At 64.0% G+C, this 20582-nt stretch carries 21 protein-coding genes; 14 read left to right on the top strand and 7 right to left on the bottom strand.

Annotation, left to right across the window (positions count from 1 at the left end):
* Nucleotides 1–26 precede the first annotated feature (26 nt).
* Nucleotides 27–758: a response regulator gene (locus ABC728_RS07380; RefSeq protein WP_416617801.1), complete on the top strand. Its 732-nt coding sequence runs from the start codon at nucleotides 27–29 to the stop codon at nucleotides 756–758.
* Nucleotides 755–2182, top strand: coding sequence for an ATP-binding protein (locus ABC728_RS07375; protein WP_416617800.1), 1428 nt, complete (start codon nucleotides 755–757; stop codon nucleotides 2180–2182). Before ABC728_RS07380 ends, ABC728_RS07375 begins: the two co-directional genes overlap by 4 nt.
* Here ABC728_RS07375 and ABC728_RS07370 read toward each other — a convergent pair whose 3' ends face one another.
* The 4 genes from ABC728_RS07370 to ABC728_RS07355 all read right to left on the bottom strand — a co-directional run bounded on the left by ABC728_RS07370 (nucleotide 2183) and on the right by ABC728_RS07355 (nucleotide 7333).
* Complete coding sequence (locus ABC728_RS07370; RefSeq protein ID WP_416617799.1) at nucleotides 2183–3826, bottom strand: YjbH domain-containing protein; 1644 nt, start codon at nucleotides 3824–3826, stop codon at nucleotides 2183–2185.
* Nucleotides 3827–3938: 112 nt separating this feature from the next.
* Nucleotides 3939–5327: a glutamine synthetase family protein gene (locus ABC728_RS07365; protein WP_416617798.1), complete on the bottom strand. Its 1389-nt coding sequence runs from the start codon at nucleotides 5325–5327 to the stop codon at nucleotides 3939–3941.
* Nucleotides 5324–6703 carry an aspartate aminotransferase family protein gene (locus tag ABC728_RS07360; RefSeq protein WP_416617797.1) on the bottom strand — a complete coding sequence of 460 codons (1380 nt, stop codon included), beginning with the start codon at nucleotides 6701–6703 and terminating at the stop codon, nucleotides 5324–5326. Before ABC728_RS07360 ends, ABC728_RS07365 begins: the two co-directional genes overlap by 4 nt.
* A gap of 57 nt (nucleotides 6704–6760) precedes the next feature.
* Nucleotides 6761–7333, bottom strand: a complete 573-nt coding sequence (locus ABC728_RS07355) for a helix-turn-helix domain-containing protein (protein WP_445376332.1) — start codon at nucleotides 7331–7333, stop codon at nucleotides 6761–6763.
* Nucleotides 7334–8248: 915 nt separating this feature from the next.
* Here ABC728_RS07355 and ABC728_RS07350 point away from each other — a divergent pair.
* The 8 genes from ABC728_RS07350 to ABC728_RS07315 all read left to right on the top strand — a co-directional run bounded on the left by ABC728_RS07350 (nucleotide 8249) and on the right by ABC728_RS07315 (nucleotide 15592).
* Nucleotides 8249–9748 (top strand): CoA-acylating methylmalonate-semialdehyde dehydrogenase, encoded by a 1500-nt coding sequence (locus ABC728_RS07350; RefSeq protein ID WP_416617795.1) that lies wholly within the window; start codon nucleotides 8249–8251, stop codon nucleotides 9746–9748.
* Between the two features lie 175 nt (nucleotides 9749–9923).
* Nucleotides 9924–11066, top strand: coding sequence for an isobutyryl-CoA dehydrogenase (locus ABC728_RS07345; protein WP_416617794.1), 1143 nt, complete (start codon nucleotides 9924–9926; stop codon nucleotides 11064–11066).
* Nucleotides 11067–11094: 28 nt separating this feature from the next.
* Entirely contained in the window at nucleotides 11095–11877 is a 783-nt protein-coding gene (locus tag ABC728_RS07340; protein ID WP_416617793.1) for an enoyl-CoA hydratase, read from the top strand.
* Between the two features lie 137 nt (nucleotides 11878–12014).
* Nucleotides 12015–13202 (top strand): acetyl-CoA C-acyltransferase family protein, encoded by a 1188-nt coding sequence (locus ABC728_RS07335; protein ID WP_416617792.1) that lies wholly within the window; start codon nucleotides 12015–12017, stop codon nucleotides 13200–13202.
* 102 nt (nucleotides 13203–13304) lie between these two features.
* Nucleotides 13305–13889, top strand: coding sequence for a hypothetical protein (locus ABC728_RS07330; RefSeq protein ID WP_416617791.1), 585 nt, complete (start codon nucleotides 13305–13307; stop codon nucleotides 13887–13889).
* Between the two features lie 70 nt (nucleotides 13890–13959).
* Complete coding sequence (locus tag ABC728_RS07325) at nucleotides 13960–14874, top strand: ribokinase (protein ID WP_416617790.1); 915 nt, start codon at nucleotides 13960–13962, stop codon at nucleotides 14872–14874.
* 68 nt (nucleotides 14875–14942) lie between these two features.
* Nucleotides 14943–15347: a hypothetical protein gene (locus ABC728_RS07320; RefSeq protein ID WP_416617789.1), complete on the top strand. Its 405-nt coding sequence runs from the start codon at nucleotides 14943–14945 to the stop codon at nucleotides 15345–15347.
* On the top strand, nucleotides 15347–15592 hold the full coding sequence (locus tag ABC728_RS07315) for a hypothetical protein (RefSeq protein ID WP_416617788.1): 246 nt from the start codon (nucleotides 15347–15349) through the stop codon (nucleotides 15590–15592). The genes ABC728_RS07320 and ABC728_RS07315 overlap by 1 nt, the downstream gene beginning before the upstream one ends.
* 158 nt (nucleotides 15593–15750) lie before the next feature.
* Here ABC728_RS07315 and ABC728_RS07310 read toward each other — a convergent pair whose 3' ends face one another.
* Together ABC728_RS07310 and ABC728_RS07305 are read right to left on the bottom strand one after the other, a co-directional pair.
* The gene (locus ABC728_RS07310; RefSeq protein ID WP_416617787.1) at nucleotides 15751–16293 is read right to left on the bottom strand and encodes a PadR family transcriptional regulator; all 543 of its coding nucleotides are present in this window, start codon (nucleotides 16291–16293) and stop codon (nucleotides 15751–15753) included.
* A 386-nt stretch (nucleotides 16294–16679) separates the two neighbouring features.
* Complete coding sequence (locus tag ABC728_RS07305; RefSeq protein ID WP_416617786.1) at nucleotides 16680–17501, bottom strand: class I SAM-dependent methyltransferase; 822 nt, start codon at nucleotides 17499–17501, stop codon at nucleotides 16680–16682.
* Nucleotides 17502–17769: 268 nt separating this feature from the next.
* Here ABC728_RS07305 and ABC728_RS07300 point away from each other — a divergent pair, with 268 nt between their 5' ends.
* The 4 genes from ABC728_RS07300 (at nucleotide 17770) to ABC728_RS07285 (ending at nucleotide 19822) form a co-directional block, all read left to right on the top strand.
* Nucleotides 17770–18444: a response regulator gene (locus ABC728_RS07300; RefSeq protein ID WP_416617785.1), complete on the top strand. Its 675-nt coding sequence runs from the start codon at nucleotides 17770–17772 to the stop codon at nucleotides 18442–18444.
* Entirely contained in the window at nucleotides 18441–18971 is a 531-nt protein-coding gene (locus tag ABC728_RS07295; protein WP_416617784.1) for a hypothetical protein, read from the top strand. Before ABC728_RS07300 ends, ABC728_RS07295 begins: the two co-directional genes overlap by 4 nt.
* A gap of 155 nt (nucleotides 18972–19126) precedes the next feature.
* A complete protein-coding gene (locus ABC728_RS07290) occupies nucleotides 19127–19600 on the top strand; it encodes a MarR family winged helix-turn-helix transcriptional regulator (RefSeq protein ID WP_445376397.1) in 474 nt (157 codons plus the stop codon).
* Between the two features lie 18 nt (nucleotides 19601–19618).
* Entirely contained in the window at nucleotides 19619–19822 is a 204-nt protein-coding gene (locus ABC728_RS07285) for a DUF6898 family protein (RefSeq protein WP_416617783.1), read from the top strand.
* Nucleotides 19823–20077: 255 nt separating this feature from the next.
* Here ABC728_RS07285 and ABC728_RS07280 read toward each other — a convergent pair whose 3' ends face one another.
* Nucleotides 20078–20500 carry a MucR family transcriptional regulator gene (locus ABC728_RS07280; RefSeq protein WP_416617782.1) on the bottom strand — a complete coding sequence of 141 codons (423 nt, stop codon included), beginning with the start codon at nucleotides 20498–20500 and terminating at the stop codon, nucleotides 20078–20080.
* Nucleotides 20501–20582: the final 82 nt, after the last annotated feature.

Genomic DNA, 20582 nt, shown 5'->3' with positions numbered 1-20582 from the left:
TCCGTCATGTTGCCGCTGATAAGAGAATGCTTCCCGTCGAGTCCCCCCATATCGTGCTGGTCGATGACCATCGCGACATCCGCGAAACCCTGACGCGCTTTCTGGAAAAGCACGGCATGCGCGTGACCGCGGCGGAGGATGCGGCGACCGCTCGCCGCCGTCTGCGGGCCTGCGCGGCGGACCTTATCGTGCTGGACGTGATGATGCCGGGAGAGGATGGCCTTTCCCTGTTCCGCCATATCCGGGAGACAACGGATACGCCCGTCATCTTCCTGACGGCGATCGGGGAGCCGACGGACCGTATCGTCGGTCTGGAAATGGGTGCCGACGATTACGTGACCAAGCCGTTCGAGCCGCGGGAATTGCTGGCCCGTGTCCGCGCCGTGCTGCGGCGCAGCCACAGCCTGCCAGTCAATGTCGCCCGGCGCCGGGCAGAGGAACGGCGGCTGACCTTCGATGGCTGGGTGCTGGATCTCGGCCGGCGGGAACTGACCGGGGCCGACGGGGTCGTCGTGTCATTGTCCACGGCGGAATTCTCGCTGCTGGAGGCGTTCGTTCGCCATCCCAACATGGTCCTAACGCGGGAACAGTTGCTGGACCTGACCAAGGGCCGGGAAGCCGATGTGTTCGACCGGTCGATCGACAACCAGGTCAGCCGCCTGCGTCGCAAGATCGAGCCCGACCCCCGCAACCCGACCCTGATCAAGACGGTGTGGGGCGGGGGATATTGCCTGGCGACGGAGGTCCGGGGCTCATGATGCGTGGTTTCCGGTTCCTGCTGCGGCCGCGCAGCCTGTTCACCCATATGGTGGCGCTGCTGATTGCGGCCGTGCTGATGGGCAAGCTCGGCAGTTGGACGGTGTCGCTTGACGACCGCGCCGCCGCGGTGAGGCGCACGCATGTGGAGGAAATGCTGCTCCGAGTGGCGGCCACCACGCGCGTGATGGCCAGCCTGCCGGCCGAACACCGGGCGAATGCCCTGTCGGCCCTGGGCACGACGGAGACCCGCTTCATGCTGGAGGACAAGCCGGCCGTGCGCGCCGACTATGTCGGCAGCGACCCGCAGCAGGTGGAGGCCGCCAGGGCGCGCCTGCGCGACCTGCTGGGGCTGGAGGAGGGCCAGGTCCGGCTGAAGATCTGGTACCGGTCGGAAAATGCCGATCCCGGTTTCCTGCACAATCCCTGGGCTGCGATCGATCCCGTTGCCATGGGCATGAAATTCGCCATTCAGCTTCCCGATGGCCAATGGTTGAACGCCATCAACCGCCGCATGGTGCAACCGACAGTGTGGAGCACCACGGCTACGCTGGGGCTGATTTCCTCCATCCTGATGGTGGCCGCGGCGGCCTTCTATATCTCCCGCCGCATTTCCCGTCCCTTGCGCCAACTGGCCGACAGTGCCGACCGGCTGGGTCGGGGGGAGACGGTGACCATTCTGGATGCCGGCCGCGGACCGGAAGAGGTACGGCGCGTCACCCACGCCTTCAATGCGATGGGCGAGCGTATCCGTCGCTTCGTGGATGACCGCACCCGCATCCTGGCTGCGGTCAGCCACGACCTGCGCACGCCCATCACCAACCTGCGCCTGCGCGTGGAGTTGCTGGAGGAAGGCGAGACCAAGGCCCGCATGCTGGAAACCCTCGACGAACTGCGCAGCACGGTAGAGGCGACCTTGTCCTTCACGCGGGAGGAGTTGGGGGAGGAGGCGGTACGGGCCGACCTCACCTCCCTGGTGGAAAGTGTTTGCGACGATTTCACCGATGTCGGCCGCCCCGTTGCGTTCTCTCCCGCGGCGCGCCTGCCGGTTGTCTGCCGGACGGGCAGCCTGCGCCGCGCCGTGCGCAATCTCATCGAAAACGCCCTGGCCTATGGCGGTGATGCGCAGGTGTCGGTCCGGGTGGTCGGGCCACATGCCGAGATCGTGGTGTCCGACCATGGTCCCGGCATCCCCGAAGCGGAGATGGAGCGGGTATTCGAACCCTTCGTGCGGCTGGAATCCTCCCGCAACCGCCGCACGGGCGGGGTCGGGCTGGGGCTGTCCATCGCGCGGTCTGTGATCCGCGGCCATGGCGGCGATGTCCGGCTGGTCAACCGGTCGGATGGCGGACTGGATGCCATCGCCATGCTGCCCATCACGGCCCGGCCGCTGCATGACAGTCTGCCATTGAAGAAGGCGGCCTGATCAGGGACGGAATTGTCGGTCCCAATCCGTGATCAGCCTTCCATAGCCTGCGGTGTGACGCAGGTCGGCCAGGGTCAGCACCCGGTCTGGCCGGGCCCCGCCGGTCGGTGCCAGCCTTCGCACCCGCATCTGTGCCAGCAGGTCGATCCCGTCCGCCGGTCCGCCCAGTGGCAATGTCAGGGTCAGACCCAGATGGCTGGCCCGTGTCGTCGCCGTGGCTTCCAGTGCGAGCACGGCGCCCGTTCCTGCCTGGTGGGACAGGATAAGGCCGCCGCCCCAGTCGCCGGCGAGATATCGGCCGGCCAGCCATTGCGTGCGGGTTGCGGCATCGGCGCTGTCCCATCCCAGGGTGGCGTGAAGGCTGTGCCGGCGGCTTCCGCGGGCCAGGGTGAGACCATCTGATGGTGTCCGTTTCCAGACCTGATGCGCCGCCAGACCGGCGGACCAGCGTGCTGTCGGCGGCTGCAGGCGCAGTTCTCCGCCACCCCCGCCATGCATTGCATCAAGATAGCCGGCTTCCAGCAACAGATCGAAGGCGGGGGTCAGCGCAGTGGCATGGGCGAGTTGCAACCTTTCCAACATGAGATGCCGCCGCAGGTAACAGCCGGCGTCGCCGTTGCCGGCCATGGCTGATGTCGTTTCCGTCGCCGGCAGACCGGACGACCAGCCGGCCCGGCCGGACGCTGTGGCGATCCAGCCGGGCCAGGGCAATATATGGGCCAGCAGGCCGGCAGACAGGCGCCGTGGCCATTGCCGGTCGGTGCCGGGAGGCTCCAGGTCCAGGCTTGTATCCACAACCAGTTCCCAGTGCCGGTCCAGGTGCGACGGTGTGCCGGCCCGCTGGAAACGTGCGTGCCGGCGGATTTCGGCGCCGCTACGCCGGTGGACGTGCCAGGGGGCGATGTCCCGGGCCGGTATGGTGACCATCGTGCCGGGCAGGCCCAGGCGGTGGGTGGCCAGTGTGACAGGTGCCTGCGCATTGTCCGGCATGGCCGTTGCCAAGTGCGCGGCCGATGACCGCCATGGGCTGGCGGCGGCCGGCGAAGACCCCGTGGCAGGCCTGCCTGTTCCAAACGGCCAGGGACGGTTGAAGCGATCGGCGGCCAGCATCAGGGAGAAGCCCGACACCGCACCCCTGTCCCGCTGCCACCCGCCATGCAGGGACAGGCCGGGCAGCGGGTACCATCCGGCCGTGACGGCAGGACCGTCCGGGCCGCCCAAACCCCCGGCAATCCACAGCCGGCCTTCTATCGGCAATTCCCGGCGCAGATGCAGGACGGGCCGTTTCGCCCCTGTACCATGCCAGCCGACACCGGCGGAAACCTCCAGCCCCGACAAATCCAGCCCCAGCAACAAGCTGTCCGTCTGTTCGTCCGGGGCTCCACCGATACCGCGTGCATCCAGCACCAGGGCCGGCCAGTCCTCGTCCAGGGGCAGCAGTTCGAAGGTCAGATCGGCCAGCATCCCTGTCCGCCCCTGCCGGACGCCGGCCACCAGGGGGCGCACGGGACGCAGCCCAAATCCCCCCACGGGTTGGCGTCCGTCCGTCGTGCCGTCCACCCGCATCCATGCGGACCCTACGGGCGGCAGCCAGGCTGTCGGTGTGCCGGCCGGCGGGCTTTCCGCCCGGACCGCACCAATCATCAGGCAGAAAAGGATCAGAACAAGTCCAAGGCGCATCAATGGCAGGCGATGATGAATAGTGCAGGCACACTATCTCCCCAACCCGCCCGCCCGATCAACCATAAAGCGATGATCAGACGTGATTTATATATAGTAGGTAATCGGTATCGGGGATGGTTCCAGCCACACGGCCGATCTCTGCCTGTTTGATCGCCAGGAAAGCGCGCAGCAGGTCCGACCCCAGCGCTTCGCGCAGGAAGTCCGACCGTCCGGCCTGGACCCAGGCCGTGCGCCAGTCCGCCGGCATCTGGCTGGTGAACGGTGTGGCGCTGGTGAAACCGTCATTTTGCGCCATGGGGCCGGGATCGACGGACAGGGCGATGCCATGCCGGATGCCGGCCAGCACGGTCGCCCCCACCAGATAGGGGTTGGCATCCACACCGGCCGGCCGGTGCTCCACGCGACGCGATGCGGCCGGGCCGGCCGGGATACGCAGGGCGACGGACCGGTCGTTGATGCCCCAGCTTGGCTGTACGGGCGCGTAGAGGTTGCTGACATATCGCCGCCAGGAATTGGCGTGAGGGGCGAAGACCAGCATGGCGTCGCCCATGGTTGCGGCCAGACCGCCGATGGCATGACGAAGCATCTCGGCGGGCGGACCTTGTCCATCGGGTTCCGCGAACAGGTTCCGGCCTTCCCTGTCGTTCAGGCAGACATGCAGGTGCATCCCCGATCCTGCCAGCCCCGCAAACGGCTTGGCCATGAAGCAGGCCATCATCCCCTGGCGCCGTGCCAGCAGACGCACCAGCCGTTTCAACATCACCAGATCATCGGCGGCGCGCAGCAGGTCGTGCCGGTAATGCAAGGTCAGTTCATACTGGCCCGGCGCATATTCGGCGATCAGCGTCTCCAGCGGCAGTCCCTGCGCCCTGGCTGCCGCATAGACCGGCCCGAAGAAAGGCTGCATGCCATCCAGGTCATCCAGCCCATAGACCTGGGTCTGGTCGTGGCGACGGCCGTCCAGCGCCATGGCGGCCGGACGTGGCCTGCCATCCGGACCGGCTTCCCGGTCCAGCAGGTAGAATTCCAGTTCGAAGGCGCCGGCCGGGTGCCGTCCATCGGCCACCAGCGCCCGTTGCCGGGCCGCCATCGCATGGCGGGGATCAGCCCCATGGGGGCGCCCGTCCAGTTGATAAAGACTGATCAGTACCTGTCCGCGCGCCGGTTCGGTGCCGGGCAGGGGCACCAGGGTGCCGGGCAGGGGCCAGGCCCGCAGATCGGCATCTCCGACCGACCAGACCAGGCCCGTTTCCTCCACATCCTGCCCCGTCACATCCAGGCCCAGGATGGAACTGGGCAGGTGCCGGCCGTCGCGGTAAAGCCCCGCCAGTTCATGCCGACGGATGATCTTGCCGCGACCAATGCCGTTGGCGTCGGTCAGCACAATGTCGATGGCCTCGATTTCCGGATGCCGGGCCAGGAAATCGGTGGCCTCGTCGCCATAGTCGAAAGGAGCGCTCATGCCGGTTCCCCTTCGCCGGCCAACAGGCTGATCACTTCCGTGAAAGCGGTGATCAGCGCTTCCACCTGCTCCCCGGTTGTGGCCGGGCAGACCAGCATCATGCTGTGAAAGGGGGCGATCAGGATATTGCGGTTCAGCAGTGCCAGATGAATGGCCTGTTCCAGCGGGCCGGCATGTGCGGCCTCCGCCTCGGTTCCGTTGCGCAAGGGGCCGGGCGCGCAGATGAACTCCACCCGCGCCCCCACCCGCACGACGTGCCATGGCAGGCCCCGTAGTGCGATGGCGGCGGTCAGCCCCGTGGCCAGGCGGGCGGCCAGCCGTTCCATATGGGCATAAGCCCCGTCCGTCATCACCTGTTCCAGGGTGGCACGCATGGCCGCCAGGGAAAGCGCGTTGGCCGACAAGGTGGTTCCCATACCGGAATGGCCGGCCGGCAGATCGGCGCGCACGCGGTCCAAAGCATTCGCCACGGTATCCGTGAATCCCCATACGCTGGCCGGCACCCCGCCAGCGATGGGCTTGCCCAGCACGAAAAGGTCCGGCTCCAGCCCATGGGCGCGGGTATAGCCGCCGGGACCGGTGGAAATCGTATGGGTCTCGTCGATCAGCAGCAAGGTACCGGTCTCGCGCGTCACGCGGCGAAGCCCGGCATGGAAATCCGGATCGGGCAGCACCATACAGCAATTGGTCAGTACCGGTTCGGTGATGACGCAGGCCACGTCCCGGCCGGACAAGGCCGCTTCCAGGGCCGGCAGATCGTTGAATTCCACGATCCTGGTGTCCGCCGTCAGATCGGTGAACTGCCCCAGCAATCCCGGCCGGTTGACGGCAACGCCGTCGATCAGGCGGACGAAGGTCTCGTCCACCGTGCCGTGGTAGCAGCCGTTGAAGACCAGAATTTTCGGCCGTCCCGTAACCGCGCGGGCGACGCGCAGAGCGAAACGGTTGGCATCCGTGGCCGTCGTCGCGACCTGCCAGAACGGCAGCCCGAACCGCTCCCGCAACAATTGGCCGACCACCAGCGCATCCAGGGTCGCCAACATGTAGGTGAGACCGCGCTCCGCCTGTTCCCGGATGGCATCGCGCACGGGCGCCGGCGAGTGGCCGAACATTGCCCCGGTATCGCCCAGGCAGAAATCGGCCAGTTCATGACCATCGGCATCGGTCAGGGTGGCGCCGCGGGCACCCGTGACGATCAGGGGAAACGGCAGGGGCCAGTCCCGCATCCAGTGCATGGGAACGCCCTGATAGAAGCCGTCGGCCCCGTCGCCCGCCAGGGCCATTGATTGCGGATGGCCCGCCCGGAAACGCGCCTGCTCCGCCTTCATCAGCGCATCGATCGCCGCCTGTCCGACCCCACCCGGCCCATCCGCCATTCCATTGACCCCGTTGACTGCGACGGCGATGATTTTCCGGCGTGGTACGGTCGGCCGTCAAGCACGGGAAAAGGTCAGTGAGGAAACCAGAACTCCGATGACCCGGTGGAGTTTCTCAACATCCTCAATGGTCAGATCAACACGGCGGCGTGACAGCGTCATGCCGTAGATGCCGCCCTCGTCATCCTGGCGCAGATAGAAGGCCAGCGGTGCGAAGGAAACGCGGTTGACGACCAGATCACCGACATTGGCAGGCATGTCGGGATCGACCAGCAATGTCGAACCGATGGCCAGGGCCGGTGCGTTGGACAGATCGGCCACCGTCACGGCATAGGCCTGCGTGGTCCCGCGCATCTGCGGCGGGCGGGGCACGCTGCTGCGTGCCGTCGCATTGGCCCCTTCCCGCGCCAGATCGCGGCCATCGAACAATGGCAACTCACTGTCCGTCTTGCTGTCGCTCAACATTGTGCGCAGCGGACTGGCCGGAGACAGCATCTCCATGGGCCCGACGCCGAAAATCTTGGCCAGCCGGATGACATGATCGGGCCGAAAGGGCCGGACCCCGTTCTCCAGCTTGGAGATTTCACTTTTGGAAAGGCCGGCGGATGTCGCCAGGGCAGCTAAACTCATACCCCGGGAGGTCCGCATCATGCGCAGATGGATACCGTCATGATGTTGCACTTGACCGTGTCTCCCCTGTGTATCCTTGTACAGTCAGGCAGAAACATACAGCATTGATTTTAACCGGAAAGGCCGGGCGCATCGTCCAAAGGGTTAGGTTGTATCCTCCCTACCCAGGTTGATTTGCCTGCGGACAATCGCTTTCGGCACTGTGCCGTCACTGCCAACGGGTGCCGTCTGCCCGGCGATAATCTCACCTTATGAAAAGTTATCCGATAGGAAAAGACGCATTTCTTGATCAACATCAAATATCATCGGTTGCATGCTCCCATATTCAAAACGGGACTTTCAAAACTGATGAAGGCAGGCAATAATTTTTAATTCGTTGTTTTAAGGCGCATTCCAGGATTATAAGAAATTATACTTTCGTCTTGTGATTTTTATCGGATTGTATGTGAAATTTATCCCATTATCCTAGAGAAATATAAGAATATAATTATATAAGGAAAAAATAATTTAAGTAATCATGCGCAAAGTTTCGATCGATTCCAGTATCATGGAAGATGCGATAGGCGAACTTTTTGACGGATATCCTATACCTTTCTTCCTTGGTTCCATATCAACCGACAGGTAGAAACCCCGCATGTGAACTGGACGGAATCATAAAAATCCGACAATCGGATAGGATGGCCGCTCCCCATGTGCAAGGTTCCCGGTCCGTCTCCGCCCCGTTCTGGCAAGGGGGCGGAGACAGGATCGCAAGGATGGAAATGTTTGCCCTCCAAGCTCTTGCTGCGGTGATCCCCATTTAGGGATGTCCGGGGACGGTGTGGGGGTTTATGCACGATGGAATGGGTTTATGCGCGCCTTGTCGTGCGCGTCGTCACGTGCCACTGTCCAGGCCAAACACCCAGGGAGGTTCAGTTGGTCGAGAAGCTGTATCATTTCGTCGGCGGTGCCCGAGTCGAGGGCAAGTCCGGCCGTTTCGCCCCCATCTTCACGCCCATGACGGGCGAGATTTCCGCAGAGGTTCCGCTGGCCAGCACCGCGGAACTGGCCGGGGCCGTGGCCAATGCCCGGGCGGCGCAGCCGGGCTGGGCCGCCACCAACCCGCAGAAGCGGGCCCGCGTCCTCATGAAGTTCCTGGAACTTCTGCAGCGCGACTATGAGAAACTGGCCCTGAAGCTGGCACTGGAACATGGCAAGACCCTGCCCGACGCCCGCGGCGACATCCAGCGCGGCCTGGAGGTGGTGGAGTTCGCGATCGGCATCCCGCACCTGCTGAAGGGTGAATATACCGAAGGCGCCGGCCCCGGAATCGACATGTATTCAATGCGGCAGCCGCTGGGGGTCGTGGCTGGCATCACGCCGTTCAACTTCCCCGCCATGATCCCGATGTGGAAGTTCGCGCCGGCCATCGCCTGCGGCAATGCCTTCATCCTGAAGCCGTCCGAGCGTGATCCGTCGGTGCCGCTGATGCTGGCGGAACTGATGTATGAGGCCGGGCTGCCCAAGGGCATCCTGAATGTCGTGAATGGTGACAAGGAGGTAGTGGACGCCATCCTGGACCATCCCGACATCAAGGCCATCGGCTTTGTCGGCTCCACCCCCATCGGTGAATACATCTATACGCGCGGCACCGCCAACGGCAAGCGCGTGCAGGCCTTCGGTGGCGCCAAGAACCATGCCCTGATCATGCCCGATGCCGACATGGATCAGGTGGTGGACGCGCTGATCGGTGCCGGCTACGGGTCGGCCGGGGAACGCTGCATGGCCATTTCCGTCGCCGTTCCGGTCGGCGAGAAGACGGCGGACGAGCTGGTCTCCCGCCTGGCTCCGCGCGTCCGGGCGCTGAAGGTCGGTCCGTCGACGGACGAGAAGGCCGATTACGGCCCCGTCGTGACCCGCCAGCACCTGGACAAGGTCAAGTCCTATGTTGATATCGGCGTCAAGGAAGGGGCCGAACTGGTGGTCGATGGCCGCGAGATGCGCCTGCAGGGCTACGAGAACGGGTTCTATATGGGTGGCGTCCTATTCGACCGTGTCACGCCGGACATGCGCATCTACAAGGAGGAGATCTTCGGCCCCGTCCTGTCGATCGTGCGCGCCCCCGATTATGAGGCGGCCCTGGCCCTGCCCAATGAGCACGAATATGGCAATGGTGTTGCCATATTCACCCGCGACGGTGACACGGCACGTGATTTCGCGGCGCGCGTCGATGTGGGTATGGTCGGCATCAATGTGCCGATTCCCGTGCCGCTGGCCTATTACACCTTCGGCGGCTGGAAGCGGTCGGGCTTCGGTGATCTGAACCAGCATGGCCCGGACAGCGTGCGCTTCTATACCCGCACCAAGACGGTGACGGAGCGCTGGCCGTCGGGCATCCGATCGGGCGCCAGCTTCGTCATTCCGACCATGGGCTGACCGCGGCGTCGCGTTCATGCGGCTCCTTTCCGCTCTCCCAGCCGGGGAGCCGCCAAACTGGGGCGGTGTCGCTGCCGGGCCTGGTCCCGCCGGCGGTGCCGTCCATCTTTCCGTTGGGCGATCCTGACCCTTGGGAATGCCCGAACTCCTGAAAGAGAAGACAGGATCGCCCGCGATGGATTTCGACCTGACCGAGGATCAACGCGCCATCCAGGACCTGGCCCGCGGCTTTGCGGCCGAATATATGGCCCCCCATGCCGCCGAATGGGACGAACATCACCATTTCCCCATCGATACGCTGCGCATGGCGGCAGAGTTGGGTTTCGCCGGCATCTATAGCAGCGAGGCCCATGGCGGCACGGGCCTTGGCCGGCTGGATGCCAGCATCCTGTTCGAGGAACTGTCGGCGGCCTGTCCATCGACCGCCGCCTATATCTCCATCCATAACATGGCCGCCTGGATGATCGACACCTTCGGTGACGAGGACCAGAAGGCGAGATGGTTGCCGGGCCTGTTCAGCATGGCGTCCTTCGCCAGCTATTGCCTGACCGAGCCGGGCGCCGGCTCCGACGCCGCGTCGCTGCGCACCAGGGCGGACCGGGATGGTGACCATTACGTGCTGAACGGCTCCAAGGCCTTCATTTCCGGTGGCGGTGCGTCGGACATCTATGTGGTCATGGTCCGCACCGGCGGGGCTGGCCCCAAGGGCATCTCATGCCTGGTGGTGGAGAAGGGGACGCCCGGCCTGTCCTTCGGCAAGCAGGAAAAGAAGATGGGCTGGAACAGCCAGCCCACTGCCCAGGTCATCTTTGAGGATTGCCGGGTGCCTGTGTCGAACCGGCTGGGCGGGGAGGGGGACGGCTTCAAGATCGCCATGAAAGGGCTGGATGGCGGCCGGCTGAACATCGCCTCCTGCTCGCTGGGCGGCGCGCGGGCCTGTCTGGATGCGGCGCGGGCGCACATGGCCGTGCGCCAGCAGTTCGGCCGCAAGCTCAGCGATTTCCAGGCACTCCAGTTCAAGTTCGCGGATATGGCGACGGAGCTGGAAGCGGCCCGCCTGATGGTGCATCGGGCGGCCGTGAAGCTGGATGCCGGCGACCCCGATGCCAGCCTTTACTGTGCCATGGCAAAGCGCTTTGCCACCGATGCGGGCTTCAAGGTTGCCAATGATGCGCTTCAGCTTCACGGCGGTTACGGGTACATCCGTGAATATCCGGTGGAACGCATCCTGCGCGACCTGCGCGTCCACCAGATACTGGAAGGTACGAACGAGATCATGCGCGTGATCATCGCCCGGCGGCTGCTGGCCGAAGGCTGATCCTGACACCAAGACAGGAACGAGGGAAATGACCGAGACCTACGAGAACATCCTGGTGGAAACCAAGGGCAAGGTGGGCATTATCCGCCTGAACCGGCCCAAGGCCCTGAACGCCCTGTCCGACGGCCTGGTGACGGACCTGGAAAAGGCGCTGAATGCGTTCGAGGATGACGCGGCCATCCATGTCATCGTCGTCACCGGGTCGGAAAGGGCCTTCGCGGCCGGCGCCGACATCAAGGAAATGGCCAAGTTCACCTATCAGGACACCTATCTCAACGATTTCATCACGAAGAAATGGGGTCGTCTGGCCACATGCCGCAAGCCAACCATCGCCGCGGTCGCCGGCTATGCCCTGGGCGGCGGCTGTGAACTGGCCATGATGGCGGATTTCATCATCGCCGCCGACAATGCCAAGTTCGGCCAGCCCGAAATCACCATCGGCACCATTCCCGGCGCGGGCGGCACCCAGCGCCTGACCCGCGCCGTCGGCAAGGCAAAGGCCATGGAGCTTTGCCTGACGGGCCGCATGATGGATGCCGAGGAGGCCGAGCGCTCCGGCCTGGTGGCCCGCGTCGTGCCGGCCGCCGACCTGATGGACGAAGCACTGAAGACGGCCGAGAAGATCGCCGGCTTCTCCCGCCCCGTCACCATGATGGCCAAGGAAAGCGTGAACCGCGCCCTGGAAACCGGCCTGAACGACGGGTTGCTGTTCGAGCGCCGCGTGTTCCATGCGACCTTCGCGCTGGACGACCAGAAGGAGGGGATGGACGCCTTCGTGAACAAGCGTCCCCCGAACTTCACGGATCGCTGACGACAGGAGAGAGGGGGCGGGAAGGCAGACGGCTTTCCCGCCCCCTCTTTCGCAGGGCACCTGTTGTAACGGTTGCCAGACCGCTACCGACCGCTTAGGTTCGCTGCGGTGCAATAAAATAGACCGGAGGGATTTCCATGAGCGCGTTGAATGATGTGGTCATCGTAGCGGGCACCCGTACCGCGATCGGCGGTTTCGGCGGCAGCCTGAAGGATTTCACCCCGGCCGAACTGGGTGCCCTGGTCATCAAGGAAGCCGTCAGCCGTGCCGGCATCACGCCCGGCGACGTGCAGCATGTCGTTTTGGGCCAGGTCATTCCCAGTGGGCCGCATGACGCCTATCTGGCGCGCGTCGCCGCCGTGGAAGCCGGCGTTCCCGTGGCGGCGCCGGCCCTGACGCTGAACCGCCTGTGCGGGTCCGGGGTTCAGGCCATCATCTCCGCGGCGCAGATGATCAAGCTGGGCGAGTGCGAGGTCGCCGTCGCCGGCGGCGCTGAAAGCATGAGCCGGTCGCCCCACATCATCCCGTCGGTGCGGTGGGGGCAGCGCATGGGCGATGCCGCCGTGGTGGATGCCATGGTCACGGTACTGACCGATCCGTTCCACAAGATCCATATGGGGGTCACGGCGGAGAATGTGGCAGCGCGGCATGATATCGACCGCGCCGCGCAGGACGCGCTGGCCCTGGAAAGCCATCGCCGGGCCGCCCGCGCCACGGCGGAGGGCCGGTTCAAGTCGCAGATCCTGCCCGTGGAGGTGAAGGCCAAGGGCGGCACCCGCCTGTTCGACACGGACGAGCATTTCCGCGCCGACGCCAGCGAAGCCGACTTCGCCAAGCTGAAGCCTGTGTTCAAGAAGGATGGCACGGTCACGGCCGGCAATGCCTCGGGCGTCAATGACGGGGCTGCCGCCCTGGTGCTGATGTCCGCTGCGGAGGCTGAGAAGCGCGGGCTGGCCCCGAAGGCCCGTATCGTGGCCTGGGGCCATGCCGGCCTGGAGCCGGAGGTGATGGGACTGGGGCCCGTCCATGCCGTGCCGGTGGCGCTGGAACGTGCCGGCCTGACCCTGGCGGACATTGATGTCATCGAAAGCAACGAGGCGTTTGCCGCGCAGGCCTGTGCCGTGTCCAAGGTGCTGGGCTTCGATCCTGAAAAGGTCAATCCCAATGGCTCCGGCGTGGCCTTGGGCCACCCGGTGGGCGCAACCGGGGCCATCATCACGGTGAAGGCGCTGTACGAGCTTGAGCGCACAGGCGGGCGGTACGGCCTGGTCACCATGTGCATCGGCGGCGGTCAGGGCATCGCAATGGTGATCGAACGGCTGTAATCATCCCGCGATTGCGGTTAGGATCGGCCCGCCCACCGGAATGGTGCGGCGGGCCTTTTCTTTTATGGCCACATGAAGAACGAACGATAAAAGGTTGGATCCATGCGCAAAATCCTGACCCTGGCGATCCTTTCGCTTGGCCTTGCCTCCCCGTCGGCCGCGGCACCGGCCGATGATTTCCTGACCCGGTTGAACGCCCTGTGCGGTCAGGCGTTCGAAGGCAGCATCACGGCCAACAGTGACCCCAATCCGGGCAACGATCCGTTCGCCGGCAAGCGGCTTGTCATGCATGTGCGCGAATGTGCCGCCGATCAGGTCAAGGTGCCCTTTCATGTGGGCGATGATCGGTCGCGCACCTGGGTGCTGACGCGCACGGCGGACGGGCTGCGCCTGAAGCACGACCATCGGCATGAGGACGGGTCCGAGGATGCCGTCACGCAATATGGCGGCGACACGTCCGCCCCCGGTACGGCGGAGCGTCAGGAATTTCCCGTCGATTCCTTCTCACAGACCATGTTCGCCGAGCAGAAGCTGCCGCCCGGCGCACAGCAGAATGTCTGGGCCATGGAGGTGAAGCCGGGTTCCGAGTTCATCTATGAATTGTCGCGTCCGGGCCGGCTGTTCCGTGTCACTTTCGACCTGACCCGTCCCGTGCCCCCGCCGCCGGCGCCCTGGGGCCACGAGTGAGCCGCGCGTAAGGCTTTGCAGCCGACGGCGAACGCGATAGGAAGGGCTCTCCAATGAGAGGGGAAGCCCCATGTCCAAGGTCATTGTCGTCGGCAGCATCAATTACGATATCCTGTCCACCATGCGGCGTGCGCCCCGTGCCGGCGAAACGGTGAATGGCGACACGGTGCAACTGATGCCCGGCGGCAAGGGCCTGAACCAGGCCGTGGCCGCCGCGCAGCAGGGGCTGGAGGTGCATTTCGTCGGCCGGGTCGGACAGGACATGTTCGGTGACCGGATTCTGTCCTTCTTCAAGGATAAGGGGATCGCGGCGACCCATGTGGGACGGTCCCCCGACGAGGCGACGGGTTCCGCCCTGATCCTGGTGGAGGCGACAGGGGAAAACCGTATCGTCGTCATTCCCGCGGCGAACCGGCAGATCGTGCCGGCCGACGCCGACGGTCTGCCCATCAGGGCGGGGGATTTGCTGGTCAGCCAGTTCGAGGTGCCCCGGGACACCATCGCTACCCTGTTTGCCCGCGCCCGCGCCGCCGGTGCCCGCACCCTGCTGAATGCCGCGCCGGCGCTGGATGACGCGCCGCCCGGCCTGTGGGCCGATACCGATATCCTCGTCGTCAATGAAACCGAGCTGGGCCATTTCGCCGGCGTCGAACTGGCCGGCGATGCGACCGAGGCGGCGATTGCCGATGCGGCCCGCCGCCTGTTCCGCCGCGCGGGGCAGACGGTGATTGCCACGCTGGGGGTGCGGGGGGCGCTGGCCGTGACGGCGGATGCCCATGTGCTGGTGCCCGGCCGCAAAGTAGCCGCCATCGATACGACAGGCGCCGGTGACTGCTTTGTCGGCAGCCTGGCCGCGCGGCTGGCAGCCGGTGACGACATGCGGGATGCGCTGCGCTATGCCAATGTCGCCGCATCGATCGCCTGCACCCGCATCGGGACGGGAACGGCCATGCCCACAGCGACAGAGGTCCTCGCCGCCATGTGAAATTGCCTTGGGATCGACCGCCGGGTTCGTTACTCTGGCGGAAGGACCCAGCCAGGGGAGCCCTTGCCATGAGCGACACCTATGTCACGCTCAAGATTCGCGAAGCCTTGAAGGTGGCCCAGGGCAGTCGTGCCCAGGCACAGCGCGTGTTGATCACCTGGGCGCTGGATGACGAGCAACTGCTTCGGGGCCTGTGCAAGCCCTTTCTGAAGGCCATTGCCGGCAGTGCCGTGGATCGCGTGGCCCGGGGCGGCGGCGCAGCCGCGCCGGTGTCGCCGGCGCCGGGCCAGGGTATCGCCCGATCCGCCCGGCCGGCCGGCGGCCCGAAGAAGCTGTCACCGCAGATGATGGATGCCATCATCGCCCGCATGGGAACGGGAGGCACCCCGCCCAAACCCGATGACGGGGCACCGGATCAGGCCGACAACCTGAAGGCACTGGCCGCCGCGTTCACCCAGCGCAAGAAGCCGTGATGCGGCGCATCACCGCCATCCTTCTGCTGGCCGTCCTGGTGTCTGTGACGATGCCTGCCGCCGCACAGCAGGCGGAAGCCAAGGAAGCGGCCCGATCTGCCAATTGCGCCCCGGGCAAGCTGGAGGTGCTGAAGCAGGTCACAGGCCGCGTCGGAGAGACTATTTACAAGGTCAGTTGTACCGGCCAGAAGGACGCTTTTGTCGTCATCCAGTGCCGGGACCGGACCTGCACCGTGCTGCGTTAGAGCGGTTTTCCGTTGACGGGAAATCCGATCCGGCGGCGACTGCCGCCGCGCGGCCCGTGCCGCGTAGCCAACCCACGGATGGCGGCGCCCGGCGCATGAGGGATGCATTGATCAGCATCATAGGTTCTGATCAATGCAGATACGGATAAGCGGACCGGTTACGCCACCTGGCTTTCCATCAGGGCAGCCGCCACGAGTTCATGACGGTGCTCCTCCAGATAGGTTGCCACGGCCCGGTAGATGGCAAGACCCATGCCCTCCACGAACCGCTCACCGGGAGTGCGCAGGGTTGTTTCCCCCTCCACTTCCAGCGTGGCGATGATCCGGCGGTAATCGGCGATCCTGTCCCCGATGATCCGGTCCAGATGCCGCGGCGGCAGCAGATGCCCGAAGCTGAGGATGAACATCAGGTCTGACCGCAGCTTGTCCGGCGCGGGGGTCCGGGTCAGCGTCTGATACAGCGCATGGCGGCCCGCCGGCGTGATGCGGTACAGTTTCTTGTCCGGGCGGCCATCGCCATTGTGCGGCAACATGACGATCAGGCCATCGTCCAGCAGGCGCCGCAACGCCGGATAAATCGAACCAAAGCCGGCATCACTGAAATGGCTGAGCGGCCCGTCCTCGAACTCCTTGCGGATCTCATACCCCGATGCGTCGCCGCGGCTGAGAACCCCAAGGCATAGTGTCTTAACGTCAATCATCACACACCTGTCTGAAGTCCCGACACGATATAGCGTGGCTTCACTTAGTCAAGGCATGCATCAAATTGATATATCTCGGACCGCTAATCCCTTTGGTGAGGGGCGGTCGAGAAGTTATTCTTTTTCTAGCTGCTTTTTTCCCACCTCCCCGGCGAAGGCCAGGGGCCAGATCGTCGAGCATGGCCCTGTCATTCTGGACCCCTGCCTTCTCGTGATCGTAATTTGGCACTTATACCAACGTGCGATGAGTAGAACTCATCGCACGTTGGTCCGGCGGCGACCGCCACAGCACCGCTCGTGAGGCGTCGCCCGAGCCAACGTATGTTGGCGCCGGCGACTGAGGGCGGTGATCAGAACCAATTGGTTCTGATCACCGCAAAATAGTATTAGGCCTGGAAGCACAGCAAGTGGACGGCGCTCCTGACCTCGACTCGGTGCTGGGCGTCCGCAAGGGCCCTGTAATGGCTGGCGATATGGTCGTGAAGGCGGGCTGTGGCCATGGTGTCCGCCCCGGCCAGCCGTGGTGTGAAGGCCATGTCCAGCGTGGCGCGCCAGAATGGCCTTGTCCCGTCCGCCATGGTGCGCAGCCGCAGCGTCCTGTATTCGGCCGCTGCAAATCCCGCCTGCCGGGCGGCGGGCAAGAGCGGGGCCGGATCGGCGAAACGGAACAGCGGCGGCAACAAGGACGCCGGATCGGGCCCCAGAACAGTGTCCAGGCACTGGTCTAATTGATCGAACAGGCTGTTCTCCGCCCGGTTTCCCCACACAGCCAGGGCAGCATTGCCGCCCGGTCGCAGAACGCGGTGCATCTCCCGCAATGCGGCTGGCACATCCGGCACGAACATCAGCCCGAAACGGCACAGGACATGGTCGAAGCTCCGGTCCGGAAAGGGCAGGGCGGTCATGTCGGCCGCGACAGGTACTGGTGCCGCCGATGTCCGGCCCGCAGCGCGCGCCCGCAAGGTACGCAGCATGTCAGGCACGAGATCGCAGGCCACGATCAGCCCGTTGCCACCCAGCCTCTCCGCCTGGCTCAAGGAGGGTTCGCCGACACCGGCCGCAACGTCCAGGACCCGTGCGCCCGGCGCTGCCGCCGCCAGGTCCAACAACGGCATATTGATACGGATCGCCGGGTCCGCGACCTGTTCGGCCCATCGGCTCCAGGCGTCGGCACTTTGCGTCCAGCGCAGCTGTTCCTGCAAGTCCATGACTGCACCCTTCTGCATTAGCTTTAAGAAATGATTAACATCGGTTGTACCACTGTTCTCGGCATGCGTTCGTTTTGTAATAGGATCAATGTAAAAGCGAAATCGTATGTTAATGAGGCATGAACACCTGCGTAAGGTGGCGCCGCCTATTGGGACTCCATAAACTTATGCTTAAGAATATCATTTCAGCGCTTGCAATCGATGGATTGCGGGCCGATAGCTGTGGAAGGTTTAATCACGCCTTTCCCGCTCCCATGCATTCAGGCCGATGAGCAAGCAATCCTCCACCGGAAAATTCTATCGCTTCGACGGATTGTCCGTGATGGTCGCGGATGACAACCGCTTCGTACGGTCCATCATGGTAACCATCCTGAAGGCGTTGGGGGTCGGCAAGGTGCTGCAGGCCGACAATGGTGAGGAGGCGATGGCCATCCTGGACGTTTCGGCGCAGATGGACAGCACGGCCGGCAGGGATGTGGATATCATCTTCGCCGACCATCTGATGGAACCGATGGATGGTGTGGCCCTTCTGAAATGGGTTCGCGGCCACGAAAGCGACAAGGTCCGGTTCCTGCCGTTCGTCATGATGAGCGGCGAGGCCGACGAGGCTGCCGTGCGGCTGGCCCGCGACAATGGCGTCACGGAATACCTGGCCAAGCCCATGTCGGTGATGAATGTTGCCACCCGGCTTCTGGCCATCATCGATCGGCCACGATCGTTCGTCCGCGCGCCGAATTATTTCGGGCCGGACCGGCGGCGACAATCCACTTCCTATGACGGGCCCGAAAAACGTCTGATGAACCCCGAAGATGTGCGCGTTGTGGACGAAGGCGCGCATATGGTTATCGACAGCGCGCCCGAAACCATGGAGAATCCCGATCTTCCCGTGACGGAGGAGGGTGCGGCCAATAGTGAGGCCGGAACCCGTCGGGTGAGCGCATGAACGACAATTTCAGGCCTGAAGCATTGGCATCCGGTGTTGAGATCATAAAGCGGCCCAACAAGCTGCGCGAGAAGGTGGGTGGCTCGCCGGATGGCAAGCCGGGCCGCATTGATCCCATGTCGCTGACACGGGCGATGACGCATGTCTCCCGCATGTCGGATGCCCACAATGCCCAGACCCGGCTCGACATTTCCGACCTGCAGCAGGCCTATCAGCAGGCGCTGACCGATACGGACGGGCGGGCCCAGCATCTGCGCCGCATCATCAAGATCAGTGACGGCATCATGACGCTGGGCAAGACCTTCGGCTATGATCTGCTGTCGGACTTTGCAAATTCGCTCAACCATTTTCTCGTCCCGCTTTCGGCTCCTACGGTGGCCCAGCTCCAGGTGGTCGGCCTGCATATTGATGCCATGCACGCGCTGGTCCGTGACGATATCAAGGGCGATGGCGGGCAATTGGGACAGGCATTGGCCCTTTCGCTTCAGATGGCGCGGACCAAGCTGGGTGCCAAGCGAACAAGCTGATTAAACGGGAAAACCATATTCTCCCGTGCCGCGAGGCCATCGCGGCGCGAATGGGGTATCGTTTTTGACTAGGCATTATGCAATATCGTGTTAAAACGCGATGTTTGTTGCTTGGTTCACTTCCCGCCGATTATCTGCGACGGATGGAGATGGCGTTGCGTCAACCCTATTACGATAGCATCCTGCTTATTGAGCGGCTGCACCGCCATTTCCTGGAAGTGCTGAAGGTAGAGCTGGATCGTCTCGGCATGCAGGACATCAACAATGTTCAGAGCCTGATTCTCTACAATATTGGCGATGACGAGCTAACCGTTGGGGAGTTGACGGCCCGGGGCTACTACCTCGGCTCCAACGTGTCCTACAATGTCAAGAAGATGCACGAAAACGGGTATCTGACGCAGGAACGCTCGCCTCATGATCGCCGGTCGGTACGGGTGCGCCTGTCGGATAAGGGCCTGCTGCTGCGTGACCGGATCAGCGAACTGTTCGCCCGTCAGGTAGATGCCCTGGACCGGAACGGCCTGGCGGCTGGCGAACTGGCCAATGCTAACGACACCATGCGCAAACTGGAACGGTTCTGGACCTCCTCGCTTTCCTATGGCGCCTATGTGGCGCCGGGAACGCAGTGATCGGGATGGGGTTGCATCATGCCGCGACGCCCCCTCAACGAAGGCGACGTGCTCATTGAATTCCAGCCGATGGGCGCCATCGTAAGGGTGAGCGCCATCGACCCCGTGACCAACACGGAGGTGGTCATACAGGGGCCGGCCAATGCCGGGCGCCTTGTTCTGACCCGTAACGCGCTGGCCAAGTTGAATTATGTGCTGCGTAAGGCAGGCGGCGTTTCGTGACGTTCCTGCCTGCTTATACCAACGTGCGATGAGTAGAACTCAACGCAATTTGGTCCGGCGGCGACTGCCACAGCACCGCTCGTGCGGCGTCGCCCGCGCCAACGAATGTTGGCGCGGGCAATTGAGGGCGGTGACCAGAATCTATAGGTTCTGGTCACCGCAAAATAGTATTAAAGCACCATGGCCGCCCGGCTGGTTTACGCGGATGGCCATGGTGGTAATTAAAACAGCGGGTTGGGACGGCACCCCCTGCCGTCAGCGGCGCGAGGGGCCGCGGCCAAGACCGATCTGCTTGGCGAATTCCGACCGCTGCGCGGCATAGTTCGGTGCAACCATCGGGTAGTCGGGCGGCAGCCCCCACTTGGCCCGATATTCGTCCGGGGTCATGTTGTAGGTGGAGCGCAGATGCCGTTTCAGCATCTTCAGCTTCTTCCCGTCTTCCAGGCAGATGATGTATTCCGGCGTCACCGACTTCTTGATCGGCACGGCGGGACGCACCGGCTCCACCGGCACCTCTTCGGGGATTTCATGCAGGCCGGACAGGGTGCCATAGACCGCGTTGATCACATCCGGCAGGTTCTGCGTGGACAATGTATTGTGGCCCACATAGGCGGAAACGATGTCCGTCGTCATCCGCAGAAGCTCATTGGCCGAGATAGTGTTGTCCGGCTGATCCATTTTTTCTGGGTCCTGAACAGTAAACATCATGCATGTGTCACATGGCATGCACACCCGCGGCTGTCAACAAGAACTGAGTGGG

It is taken from the genome of Niveispirillum fermenti (genome assembly GCF_052474395.1).
Note: the sequence above shows the minus strand (reverse complement) of the source record. Positions and strands in the feature narration are given on the sequence as shown.